Genomic DNA, 11,265 nt, shown 5'->3' with positions numbered 1-11,265 from the left:
TCTTGTGCCCCTCGCTGTCCCACAGGTGCACGCCACGGGCCTCGGTGATGATGCGCGGGCCGTTCTCGGCCAGCTGCTTGTAGTCACTGAACGGCGCCAGATGGTGGGCCTGGCTCAGGGCCTGCCACTGAGCGGTCTTGGGGTTCTTGGCTTGCTGGTTCATCACAACACCTTCTTTGTGCGGGCCGCTCGGGCGGCCCGCGGAAATCCGTTGAATCGTGGCAGGCGCCGTCGCGAACGGGACGCCTGCCACCGAGCCATCAGCGGCTCTGCATCGTCACACCGACAGCAACAGGAACTCGCGCTCCCAGGAACTGATCACGCGCTTGAAGTTCTCGTGCTCGGCACGCTTGACCGCGACGTAGCCACGGATGAACTTCTCGCCGAGGAACTTCTCGGCGTCCTTGCACGATTCCATACGCTCCAGCGCGCTCTCGATGGTCACCGGCAGGCGCAGGTTGCGACGCTCGTAACCACGGCCCTTGACCGGCGCCCCGGGCTTCACGCCGCCGACCATGCCCATGTAGCCGCACAGCAGGGTCGCCGCCAGCACCAGGTAGGGGTTGGCATCGGCGCCGGCCAGGCGGTTTTCCACGCGACGGTTCTGCGGACTGGCTTCCGGTACGCGCAGGCCCACGGTGCGGTTCTCCTCGCCCCACTCCACGTTCACCGGCGCCGAGGTATCGGGCAGGAAGCGGCGGAACGAGTTGACGTTCGGCGCGAACAGCGGCAGCAGCTCCGGGATGTACTTCTGCAGGCCACCGATGTGGTGCAGGAACAGCTCGCTCATCGTCCCGTCTTCATTGGAGAAGATGTTCTTGCCGGTCTTGATGTCGACCACGCTCTGGTGGATGTGCATGGCGCTGCCCGGCTCGTCGGTGATCGGCTTGGCCATGAAGGTCGCCGCCACGTCGTGCTTGAGCGCGGCCTCGCGCATGGTGCGCTTGAACACCAGGATCTGGTCGGCCAGGTGCAGGGCGTCGCCGTGACGGAAGTTGATCTCCATCTGCGCCGGCCCTTCCTCGTGGATCAGGGTGTCCAGATCCAGGCCCTGCAGCTCGCACCAGTCGTACATGTCTTCGAACAGCGGATCGAACTCGTTCGCCGCGTCGATGGAGAAGCTCTGACGGCCGGTTTCCGGGCGGCCGGAACGGCCGACAGGGGCCTCCAGCGGGAAGTCCGGGTCACTGCTGCGCTTGGTCAGGTAGAACTCCATCTCCGGTGCGACGATGGGCTTCCAGCCTTTGCCTTCGTACATCTGCAACACCTTCTTGAGGATGTTGCGCGGCGACAGCTCGATGGGGTTGCCCTGCTTGTCGAAGGTGTCGTGGATCACCATGGCGGTGGGCTCGATGGCCCAGGGCACGACGAACACGGCGTTCGGGTCGGGACGGCAGAACATGTCGATGTCCGCCTCGTCCAGCAGGTCGTAGTAGATGTCGTCCTCGACGTAGTCGCCGGTCACGGTCTGCAGCAGCACGCTCTCGGGGAGGCGCATGCCCTTCTCGTCGAGGAACTTGTTGGTCGGCGAGATCTTGCCGCGGGCAATGCCGGTCAGGTCACTGATCAGGCATTCGACTTCGGTGATTTTGCGTTCTTTCAGCCAGCTCGTGAGCTGGTCTAGCTTGGTACTCATAGAGACCTCAGGGTTGTAGAACCAACTAGGGTTATAGTCGGTTCAGCGTTGCCCCGCCCTCCCCCTGCAAGCCTCACCAAAGGCCTGGAGGAGCGCGAGATATTCGTGTGGATGCTACTAGGGGTGCAGCACCTCCGGCACCTGACTTTTAGCTCCATCGAAAGAAAATGGCGCGCTTCTGCGTTGCTGCAGCGAGGCGTCTATCTCGCGGCAAAGCGCGGGACGCCTCGAACCCGGGACGCCCTCGTGCGTTGCAGGACGCGGGCCAAGGCGCAGGCACTGCAGCGATACGGCGCTGCGTGCGCTATCGTGCTGGGTAATGAGCGAGCGGAAAGCCTGACGAGACAGGCCGAGCGGCGCGAAAGCCGCCGAAGAGAACGTACGCTGCCGCGCTGCCGCAGCAAGCGCGCCACCCTGCGTGGGGCGAAGACGTCCCCTGGCGTGAAGGGGAGTGCTGGTAGCGTGACCGATGCCGGTCCTGACACAAGCGCTGACGCCGATAGTCGGCAGGCGAAACATGAGACACCCGTATTATTGCTGTTATGGGTTTGAACCGAGCTTAGCCTTGTTCATTTTTTTACACAATAGCTCTGTAAAAAATTGAACACACCCCACTGAGCACCTTGGTAGATCAGCGTTTGGACCACCCATAACGGCCCTGAAACGCCCCAAAAATGGCCGTCACGCCCCACAAGAGGGCATGAATGGCCCTGCTTGACAGTAATGTGCGTTTCGGATTGACTCACACCCATGCAGTTGCATGATTGATATTTTTAACAAAAAGGTGTTGCATCATGTCGGTACCCCCGCGTGCCGTTCAGCTTAACGAAGCGAACGCGTTCCTTAAGGAACATCCTGAGGTCCAGTTCGTCGACCTTCTTATTGCAGATATGAACGGTGTGGTGCGTGGCAAGCGCATCGACCGTAACGCCCTTCACAAGGTGTACGAGAAAGGCATCAACCTGCCCGCCTCGCTCTTCGCGCTCGACATCAATGGCTCCACCGTCGAAAGCACCGGCCTCGGCCTGGATATCGGCGACGCCGACCGTATCTGCTTCCCCATCCCCAATACCCTGTGCAACGAACCCTGGCAGAAGCGCCCCACCGCGCAGCTGCTGATGACCATGCACGAGCTGGACGGCACGCCTTTCTTCGCCGATCCACGCGAGGTATTGCGCCAGGTGGTACAGAAGTTCGACGAACTGGGCCTGCGTATCTGCGCAGCCTTCGAACTGGAGTTCTACCTGATCGACCAGGAGAACGTGAACGGCCGCCCGCAGCCACCGCGCTCACCGATCTCCGGCAAGCGCCCGCACTCCACCCAGGTCTACCTGATCGACGACCTCGACGAATACGTCGACTGCCTGCAGGACATGCTCGAAGCCGCCAAGGAACAGGACATCCCGGCCGACGCAATCGTCAAGGAGAGCGCGCCCGCGCAGTTCGAGGTCAACCTGCATCACGTCGAAGACGCCATCAAGGCGTGCGACTACGCGCTGCTGCTCAAGCGCCTGATCAAGAACATCGCCTACGACCATGAGATGGACTCCACCTTCATGGCCAAGCCCTATCCGGGCCAGGCGGGCAACGGCCTGCATGTGCACATCTCGCTGCTGGACAAGAAGACCGGCAAGAACATCTTCGCGGCCGACGATCCCCTGCAGAACACCTCGCTGCGCCATGCCGTCGGCGGCATCCTCGACACCATGGCCGCGTCGATGGCCTTCCTCTGCCCCAACGTCAACTCCTACCGCCGCTTCGGGGCGCAGTTCTACGTGCCCAACGCACCGAGCTGGGCGCTGGACAACCGCACCGTGGCGGTACGCGTACCGACCGGCAGCGCGGACGCCGTGCGCATCGAGCACCGTGTCGCGGGCGCCGACGCCAACCCCTACCTGATGCTGGCCTCGATCCTCGCCGGTATTCACCACGGCCTGACCAACCAGATCGAGCCGGGCGAACCGATCGAGGGCAACTCCTACGAACAGCTCGAGCCCAGCCTGCCGAACAACCTGCGCGATGCCCTGCGCGAGCTGGACGACAGCGAGGTACTGAACAAGTACATCGATCCCAAGTACATCGACATCTTCGTCGCGTGCAAGGAAGCCGAGCTGCAAGAGTTCGAAACCACCATTTCCGACCTCGAGTACAACTGGTATCTGCACACCGTGTAACACCCCGGAAAGCCGGCCGTAGAGCCGGCTTCTTTTTGCCTGCACACTGCCTGCTCCGGTGCGCTGCGCCGGAGCCAGCAGCGGTTCGCCGCACGGCGACTCCGCTGACATGAATCAACCTCCGACGGCCACGGCCGCCGGATACTGTTGCCTTCATCCATCAGGGAGCTTCTCATGCAACGCGCTTTTGCCGCCGTCCTGCTAGGCCTGATCTCCGGCCTGAGCCAGGCCGCCGACAGCATCCGTGTCTACAACTGGAACGATTACATCGCGCCGCAGGTGCTGGAAAACTTCACCCGCGACACCGGTATCGAGGTGGAGTACCACACCTTCGCCAGCGCCGAGGAACTGAACGCCGCGCTGGAAAGCGGCCAGGCCATCGACATCGCCGTGCCCTCGCACAACGAACTGCCGACGCTGATCGCCAACGGCCGCATTCGCCCGCTGGACTTCAACCTGCTCCCTAACCGCTCGCACCTGGACAAGCAGCTGCTCAGCAAGCTGGCCGCGGTCGACCCGCAGAATCAGCACGCCGTGCCCTACCTGTGGGGCGCCGTGGGCCTGGCGATCAACACACCGCAGGCCGAGGCCGCCTACGGCAGACCGCTGCCGGAGAGCTGGAGCCTGCTGTTCGACCCCGAGAAGAGCGCGCGCCTGGCCAGCTGTGGCATCAGCGTGCTGGACGCGGCGGACGAGACCCTGTCGCTGCTGCTCAACTACCAGGGCCGCAGCCTGGCCCGTAGCGCACCGAGCCGCATCGAGCGCGCCGGCGACCTGCTCCAGTCACTGCGCCCGAACCTGCGCTACGTCGACAGCGAGCGCTACATCGACGACCTCAGCAACGGCAGGCTGTGCCTGGCCGTGGCCTGGGTCGGCGATGCGCTCGCTGCGGCGCAGGCCGGCCAGCCGGTGCGCTTCCTGGTACCGCAGGAGGGCTCGGTGCTGTTCGTCGACAACCTGGTCATCCCCAGCAGCGCCAGCCGTCCGGAGCTGGCCCATCGCTTCATCGACTACCTGATGCAGCCGCAGGTCATCGCCCAGGTCACCGCCGAAACGCTCTACCCCAACGGCAACGCCGACTCGGCGCAGTTCATCGATGCCGCCCTGCTCGCCCAGCCCGGCCTCTACCCGGACCAGGACACCAAACGGCGCCTGTATCCGCTGGAAGTCCTCTCGGACAAGCATGCCCAGGTGCGCGACCAGATCTGGCAGCGCTTCCGCGACGGTACCTGAATACGCTTGCCTCGCTGGCGCCGGCTGACGTCCAATAGCACCTCGCCCACCGAGGAGCCCGTCATGTCGCGCCCCGCCAGCACCCGCAAGCCACGCGCCAGCAGCCAGGCCCGCATCGCCGGCATCCTCGCCTCGGCCCGCGAGCTGCTGGCCGCACACGGCATGGCCAACCTGTCGATCTACACGGTGGCCGAGCACGCCGGGATCCCGCCGTCCTCGGTCTACCACTTCTTCGCCAGCGTGCCGGCGCTGCTCGAGGGCCTGACCGCCGACGTGCACGCCGCCTTCCGCGCCTGCCTGCAGGAGCCGGTCGAGCACGCCAGCCTGCGCAGCTGGCATGACCTGTCGCACATCATCGAGCGACGCATGCTGGCCATCTATGCCCGCGATGCAGCGGCCCGCCAGCTGATCCTGGCCCAGCACGGCCTGGCGGAGGTGACCCAGGCGGATCACCAGCACGACATCGAGCTGGGGCGCCTGATGCAGGCTCTGTTCGAGCGCCACTTCCCCCTGCCGCAATTGCCGACGGATATCGATGTGTTCGCCCTGGCCATGGAGCTTGGCGACCGTGTCTACGCCCGCTCGGTACAGCTGCACGGCGAAATCACGCCGCGCCTGGCCGCGGAAGGCATGCGCGTGTTCGATGCCTACCTGGGCCTCTATCTGCCGGCCGCCCTGCCGAAACGCACGACCCCGCTCGCCTGACCCGAAGCCTTGCCGCTGCTGCCTGCCCAAGCGGCGGCCCGCTGCTGCACGCCCAACAAAAATCGATATGAATCGAGAAATATTGACCAGCGGGCACTCAACTCTCTTCTAATGCCGATATTTATCGGATATAAATCGACCATCACGCCATGGTCGATCTCCTCCAGCCATGGCACTCCGCAGAAGACTGACCGGCCATGCCGGCTCACAAGAGGTGCTTCATGTCCCGTATCGTCACCGTTGCCGCGACCCAGATGGCCTGCTCCTGGGATACCCGCGCGAACATCGCCAACGCCGAGAAGCTGGTGCGCCAGGCAGCGGCCCAGGGTGCGCAGATCATCCTGATCCAGGAGCTTTTCGAGACCCCCTACTTCTGCCAGAAGCCCAACGCCGACTACACCCAGCTGGCCACCACGGTCGAGGAGAACCCGGCCATCGCGCACTTTCGCAAGGTCGCCGCCGAGCTGAAGGTGGTCCTGCCGATCAGCTTCTTCGAGCGCGCCGGGCGGGCCCGCTTCAACAGCATCGCGATCATCGATGCCGATGGCAGCAACCTCGGGATTTATCGGAAAAGCCATATCCCGGACGGCCCCGGCTATCACGAGAAGTACTACTTCAACCCCGGCGACAGCGGCTTCAAGGTCTGGGACACCGCCTACGCCCGGATTGGGGTTGGCATCTGCTGGGACCAGTGGTTCCCCGAATGCGCACGCAGCATGGCGCTGATGGGCGCGGAGATTCTCTTCTACCCCACCGCCATCGGCAGCGAGCCGCATGACCCGAACATCAGCTCGCGCGACCACTGGCAGCGCGTTCAGCAGGGCCATGCCGGCGCCAACCTGATGCCGCTGGTCGCCAGCAACCGCATCGGCCGCGAGGAGCAGGACGGCTACGACATCACCTTCTACGGCAGCTCGTTCATCGCCAACCCGTACGGCGAGAAGGTCGAGGAACTGGACCGCAGCGAAGAAGGCGTCCTGGTGCACAGCTTCGATCTGGACGAACTGGAGAAGATACGCACGGCCTGGGGTGTGTTCCGCGACCGCCGGCCGAACCTATACTGGCCACTTTCCACGCTCGACGGCGCAAGCCTCTGCGAATAAGCCCAACGATGTCGTGCCCCGTTCGCAACCCGGGGCGCGACGACAGATACCCCGGATCGCCTCCGGGCTACAGGTGAAATATGACGACCCTGAGCAGCACTCCTCGCGCCGATGGCTTCCGCATGCCGGCGGAATGGGAACCCCACAGCCAGACCTGGATGGTCTGGCCCGAGCGCCCGGACAACTGGCGCAACGGCGGCAAGCCGGCGCAGGCCGCCTTCAGCGCCGTGGCCAAGGCCATCGCCCAGTTCGAGCCGGTGACCGTCTGCGTCAGCGCGGCGCAGTACGAAAATGCCCGTGCGCGCCTGGACGACGAGCGTATCCGCCTGGTGGAGATCACCACCGACGACGCCTGGGTGCGCGACACCGGGCCGACCTTCGTGACCAATACCAGCGGCGAAGTACGCGGCGTGGACTGGACCTTCAACGCCTGGGGTGGCTTCGATGGCGGCCTGTACTGGCCATGGCAGCGTGACGACCAGGTGGCGCGCAAGATCCTCGAGATCGAGGGCAGCAAGCGCTACCGCACCGAGGGCTTCGTGCTCGAAGGCGGCTCCATCCATGTCGATGGCGAAGGCACCCTGATCACCACCGAAGAATGCCTGCTGAACAGGAACCGCAACCCTCACCTGTCACGCGAGGAGATCGAGCGCGTGCTCCACGAGCACCTGGCCATCGATACGGTGATCTGGTTGCCGGACGGACTGTACAACGACGAGACCGATGGCCACGTCGACAACTTCTGCTGCTATGTGCGCCCCGGCGAGGTGCTGCTGGCCTGGACCGACGACGCCAACGACCCCAACTACCCGCGCTGCCAGGCCGCCATGCGCGTGCTTGAAAGCGCCCGCGACGCCAAGGGCCGCCAGCTGACCGTGCACAAGATGCCCATTCCCGGCCCGATCCACGCCACTGCCGAAGAGTGCGCAGGCGTCGACATGGCCGACGGCAGCCAGGAGCGCGATCCATCGATCCGCCTGGCCGGCTCCTACGTCAACTTCCTCATCGTCAACGGCGGCATCGTCGCGCCGAGCTTCGCTGACGCCAAGGACGAGGAAGCCCGCGCCATCCTCCAGCGTGTATTCCCCGAGCATCGCGTGGTCATGGTGCCAGGCCGCGAAATCCTGCTCGGTGGCGGCAACATTCACTGCATCACGCAGCAGCAGCCGGCGCCGCAAGGGCGCTGAGTCGTGCGGGGTGGGTGCAACCCGCCCCTGTGCCGACCGCTTTCTCTCGCGCCCAACCTGTCAACGCCCGGCACATGCCGGGCGTTTTCGCGTTCCCGCACGCGCAAGGAAGCGTGGCTGCGCCCGTGCCATGCACTTCATTCGATCTTGCAGGTGTTGATACCCAGCAGCGGATAGACCGGGCAGAACCGCAGGACGCCGGTCGCCAGCGGCACCACGCCGATCCAGCCCCACAGGCCGACGACGCCGGTCAGGCTGAGTGCGATGAGCATCAGGCCTACGGCGATGCGCAGGCTACGGTCGAGCGTTCCAACATTGGCTTTCATCGGGGTTCTCCAGGTCAGCGCCCGCGCCGGCCCTCCAGCGCGGAAAAGATCAGCATGCCGGCGAGCATCGCGACGACGAACAACGGCGCCTGCCAGTGCCCGCTCAGCAGGATGGCCATAGCGGGCCCGGGGCAGATGCCGGCGATGCCCCAGCCGATACCGAACAGCAGGCTGCCGCCGATCAGGCGGGCGTCCAGATCGCGCCGGGTCGGCAGTTGCATCGCGCCGCCGAGCAACGCCCGCGTGCGCCGCCGCGCCAGGTTCAGCGGCAGCGCGGCGACACCGATGGCGCCTGCCATCACCAGCGCCAGCGAGGGGTCCCAGTGACCGCCAAGATCGAGAAAGGCCAGCACCTTGGCCGGATCGGCCATGCCGGCCAGCAGCAGCCCGATGCCGAACAGCAGACCACAGACGAACGCAATCACACGGCGCATGCTCAGCCCCCCAGCAGATGACGCAGAACGAACACGGTGGCGAACCCGCTGGCCATGAAGCACAGCGTCGCCACCAGCGAGCGCGGTGACAGCCGGGAGATGCCGCAGACGCCGTGGCCGCTGGTGCAGCCCGAGCCATAGCGCGTGCCGATGCCGACCAGCAGCCCGGCAACGATCAGGCCCAGGCTGCCCACCTCGAAGTGGACCGCCGGCAGTGCGCGGAACAGCCCCCAGAGCAAGGGCGCCAGCAGCAGGCCGACGACAAAGGCGGCCTTCTCGCCACGGCCTTCCGCGTTGCGCTGCAGCAGGCTGCCGAGCAGACCGCTGATGCCGGCGACGCGACCGTTGGCCAGGGCGAAGATCGCCGCCGCCAGGCCGATCAACGCGCCACCGGCCAGGGCGCTCCATGGCGTGAAACTGACCCAGTCGATGCTCATGACGGCCCCTCGCAGAACAGGCGGTACAGCGTTTCGATCACCGCCAGCGCCGCCGGGCTGCTGATGCGGTAGAAGATCTGCTTGCCGTCGCGCCGGGTCTCCACCAGCCCCTCGCGACGCAGTACGGCGAGCTGCTGCGACAGGGTGGGCTGCTGGATGCCGAGCAGCGCCTCCAGCTCGCTGACATGGCGCTCGCCCTGCGACAGCTGGCACAGCAGCAGCAGGCGGTCGGGGTTGGCCAGCGCCTTGAGTAGCTGTCCGGCGGCATCGGCATTGGCCCGCAGCTGCTGGATATCGATGGGTTCGTTCACGGCCTATACTCAAGCAAAATACAATATGTATTTTTATATATTGTATTTTGCAAAAGTGTAAGCCCGGACGACCAACGGTCATCGCTTGCCGCAGGCAACAAAAAACCCGCCGAAGCGGGTTTTCTGTCTAGGGACGCGAATCAGGCATCGGCGTCGGCGGCCGCCTGATAGGCCGACGCATCGAGCAGCTTGTCCAGCTCGCTGGCATCGCTCGGCTTGAGCTTGAAGAACCAGCTGCCGTACGGGTCGCTGTTGACGCTTTCCGGGCTGTCGGCCAGGGCATCGTTGATGGCGATCACTTCGCCGCCAACCGGAGCGTAGATGTCGGAGGCGGCCTTGACCGACTCCACCACACCCGCTTCCTGGCCGGCGTTCAGTTGCTTGCCCACTTCCGGCAGCTCGATGAACACCACGTCGCCGAGGGCTTCCTGGGCGTGGTCGGAAATGCCCACGGTCACACTGCCGTCAGCCTCCAGGCGCGCCCACTCGTGGCTGGCGGCATAACGCAGATCGGCGGGGATATTGCTCATGTTCGATTCCTCGTAGACGGTGACGGCAAGTGGGCCGTCAGGACAATTTAGCAGGCCGTGGCGAGAGGGACAGCCAACGCCGCGACCTGATGATTCAGATAAGGGTTTTGCCGTTGCGCACGAAGCCGGGGCGGACCACTCGCACCGGGTACCACTTGCCACGGATTTCCACCTCGGCACGATCCCCCGTGGCCGCCGGCACCCGCGCCAGGGCGATGGACTTGTTCAGCGTAGGCGAGAAGCTGCCGCTGGTGATCTCGCCCTCGCCCAGCCCTTCGACGCGCACCACCTGGTGGGCACGCAGCACGCCACGCTCTTCCAGCACCAGGCCGACCAGCTTGCTCGGGCAGCCAGCAGCCTGCTGCGCCTCGAGCGCGGCGCGGCCAATGAAGTCGCGCCCGGCAGGCTCCCAGGCAATGGTCCAGGCCATGTTCGCGGCCAGTGGCGAGACGTCTTCGTCCATGTCCTGGCCGTAGAGGTTCATGCCCGCCTCGAGACGCAGGGTATCGCGGGCACCGAGGCCGATGGGCGAGATACCGGCACCGACCAGCTCGTTGAGGAAGGACACCACCTCAGTCACCGGCAGGACGATCTCCAGCCCGTCCTCGCCGGTATAGCCGGTGCGGGCGATGAACCAGTCGCCCTCAGGAAGGCCCTGGAAGGGCTTGAGCTCATGGATCAGCGCGGCCCGCGCCTGGGTCACCAGATCGGCAACGCGCGCACGCGCCTTGGGGCCCTGGATCGCGAGCATGGCCAGGTCGCGTCGCTCGCGCAGCTCGACGGCGAAATCAGCTGCCTGGGCATGCATCCAGGCCAGATCCTTGTCGCGGGTTCCGGCGTTGACCACCAGCCGGTAGCCGTCAGCGGTGAGATAGACGATCAGGTCGTCGATCACCCCGCCGCGCTCGTTGAGCATGGCGCTGTACAGCGCCTTGCCGGTGCTCTGCAGGCGGGCGACATCGTTGGCCAGCAGGCGCTGCAGATAGGCCTGGGCCTGAGCACCGGAGACATCCACGACACACATGTGCGAGACGTCGAACACGCCGCAGTCGCGACGCACCTGATGATGTTCCTCCACCTGCGACCCGTAGTGCAGCGGCATGTCCCAGCCGCCGAAATCCACCATCTTGGCACCCAGTGCCAGGTGCAGGTCATAGAGAGGGGTACGCTGTCCCATGGGTGTCTCCTT

The 11,265-nt window shown here is 65.1% G+C and carries 12 protein-coding genes; 5 read left to right on the top strand and 7 right to left on the bottom strand.

Annotation, left to right across the window (positions count from 1 at the left end):
• Positions 1 to 277 precede the first annotated feature (277 nt).
• Positions 278 to 1,636 carry a glutamine synthetase family protein gene (locus EWH21_RS02925; protein WP_037056753.1) on the bottom strand — a complete coding sequence of 453 codons (1,359 nt, stop codon included), beginning with the start codon at positions 1,634 to 1,636 and terminating at the stop codon, positions 278 to 280.
• A 794-nt stretch (positions 1,637 to 2,430) separates the two neighbouring features.
• Here EWH21_RS02925 and EWH21_RS02920 point away from each other — a divergent pair.
• The 5 genes from EWH21_RS02920 to aguA all read left to right on the top strand — a co-directional run bounded on the left by EWH21_RS02920 (position 2,431) and on the right by aguA (position 8,038).
• Complete coding sequence (locus EWH21_RS02920) at positions 2,431 to 3,810, top strand: glutamine synthetase family protein (protein ID WP_047591612.1); 1,380 nt, start codon at positions 2,431 to 2,433, stop codon at positions 3,808 to 3,810.
• A 174-nt stretch (positions 3,811 to 3,984) separates the two neighbouring features.
• Positions 3,985 to 5,043, top strand: coding sequence for a polyamine ABC transporter substrate-binding protein (locus tag EWH21_RS02915; protein WP_277699751.1), 1,059 nt, complete (start codon positions 3,985 to 3,987; stop codon positions 5,041 to 5,043).
• A gap of 63 nt (positions 5,044 to 5,106) precedes the next feature.
• Positions 5,107 to 5,748, top strand: a complete 642-nt coding sequence (locus tag EWH21_RS02910) for a TetR/AcrR family transcriptional regulator (RefSeq protein WP_277699750.1) — start codon at positions 5,107 to 5,109, stop codon at positions 5,746 to 5,748.
• A gap of 221 nt (positions 5,749 to 5,969) precedes the next feature.
• The gene (gene aguB / locus EWH21_RS02905) at positions 5,970 to 6,851 is read left to right on the top strand and encodes an N-carbamoylputrescine amidase (RefSeq protein WP_037056744.1); all 882 of its coding nucleotides are present in this window, start codon (positions 5,970 to 5,972) and stop codon (positions 6,849 to 6,851) included.
• Between the two features lie 80 nt (positions 6,852 to 6,931).
• Positions 6,932 to 8,038 (top strand): agmatine deiminase, encoded by a 1,107-nt coding sequence (gene aguA / locus EWH21_RS02900; RefSeq protein WP_277699749.1) that lies wholly within the window; start codon positions 6,932 to 6,934, stop codon positions 8,036 to 8,038.
• Positions 8,039 to 8,175: 137 nt separating this feature from the next.
• Here aguA and EWH21_RS02895 read toward each other — a convergent pair whose 3' ends face one another.
• The 6 genes from EWH21_RS02895 to gcvT form a co-directional block, all read right to left on the bottom strand.
• Positions 8,176 to 8,364: a DUF2892 domain-containing protein gene (locus tag EWH21_RS02895; protein WP_277699748.1), complete on the bottom strand. Its 189-nt coding sequence runs from the start codon at positions 8,362 to 8,364 to the stop codon at positions 8,176 to 8,178.
• Between the two features lie 14 nt (positions 8,365 to 8,378).
• Positions 8,379 to 8,798, bottom strand: a complete 420-nt coding sequence (locus EWH21_RS02890; RefSeq protein ID WP_277699747.1) for a DUF6691 family protein — start codon at positions 8,796 to 8,798, stop codon at positions 8,379 to 8,381.
• Between the two features lie 2 nt (positions 8,799 to 8,800).
• Positions 8,801 to 9,235, bottom strand: coding sequence for a YeeE/YedE family protein (locus EWH21_RS02885; protein WP_152487620.1), 435 nt, complete (start codon positions 9,233 to 9,235; stop codon positions 8,801 to 8,803).
• Positions 9,232 to 9,546, bottom strand: coding sequence for a metalloregulator ArsR/SmtB family transcription factor (locus tag EWH21_RS02880; RefSeq protein ID WP_037056733.1), 315 nt, complete (start codon positions 9,544 to 9,546; stop codon positions 9,232 to 9,234). Before EWH21_RS02880 ends, EWH21_RS02885 begins: the two co-directional genes overlap by 4 nt.
• Positions 9,547 to 9,686: 140 nt before the next feature.
• A complete protein-coding gene (gene gcvH / locus EWH21_RS02875) occupies positions 9,687 to 10,076 on the bottom strand; it encodes a glycine cleavage system protein GcvH (RefSeq protein ID WP_047588890.1) in 390 nt (129 codons plus the stop codon).
• Between the two features lie 94 nt (positions 10,077 to 10,170).
• A complete protein-coding gene (gene gcvT, locus EWH21_RS02870; protein WP_047588888.1) occupies positions 10,171 to 11,253 on the bottom strand; it encodes a glycine cleavage system aminomethyltransferase GcvT in 1,083 nt (360 codons plus the stop codon).
• Positions 11,254 to 11,265: the final 12 nt, after the last annotated feature.

Source organism: Pseudomonas sp. REST10 (genome assembly GCF_029542605.1).
Taxonomy (GTDB): domain Bacteria; phylum Pseudomonadota; class Gammaproteobacteria; order Pseudomonadales; family Pseudomonadaceae; genus Aquipseudomonas; species Aquipseudomonas khazarica.
Note: the sequence above shows the minus strand (reverse complement) of the source record. Positions and strands in the feature narration are given on the sequence as shown.

Bases quoted from the DNA above. Each gene is read 5' to 3' on its own strand.
- EWH21_RS02925 (WP_037056753.1), bottom strand. From the start codon at position 1,636: ATGAGTACCAAGCTAGACCAGCTCACGAGCTGGCTGAAAGAACGCAAA.
- gcvH (WP_047588890.1), bottom strand. From the start codon at position 10,076: ATGAGCAATATCCCCGCCGATCTGCGTTATGCCGCCAGCCACGAGTGG.
- gcvT (WP_047588888.1), bottom strand. From the start codon at position 11,253: ATGGGACAGCGTACCCCTCTCTATGACCTGCACCTGGCACTGGGTGCC.
- EWH21_RS02915 (WP_277699751.1), top strand. From the start codon at position 3,985: ATGCAACGCGCTTTTGCCGCCGTCCTGCTAGGCCTGATCTCCGGCCTG.
- EWH21_RS02890 (WP_277699747.1), bottom strand. From the start codon at position 8,798: ATGCGCCGTGTGATTGCGTTCGTCTGTGGTCTGCTGTTCGGCATCGGG.
- EWH21_RS02895 (WP_277699748.1), bottom strand. From the start codon at position 8,364: ATGAAAGCCAATGTTGGAACGCTCGACCGTAGCCTGCGCATCGCCGTA.
- EWH21_RS02885 (WP_152487620.1), bottom strand. From the start codon at position 9,235: ATGAGCATCGACTGGGTCAGTTTCACGCCATGGAGCGCCCTGGCCGGT.
- EWH21_RS02910 (WP_277699750.1), top strand. From the start codon at position 5,107: ATGTCGCGCCCCGCCAGCACCCGCAAGCCACGCGCCAGCAGCCAGGCC.
- EWH21_RS02920 (WP_047591612.1), top strand. From the start codon at position 2,431: ATGTCGGTACCCCCGCGTGCCGTTCAGCTTAACGAAGCGAACGCGTTC.
- aguB (WP_037056744.1), top strand. From the start codon at position 5,970: ATGTCCCGTATCGTCACCGTTGCCGCGACCCAGATGGCCTGCTCCTGG.
- aguA (WP_277699749.1), top strand. From the start codon at position 6,932: ATGACGACCCTGAGCAGCACTCCTCGCGCCGATGGCTTCCGCATGCCG.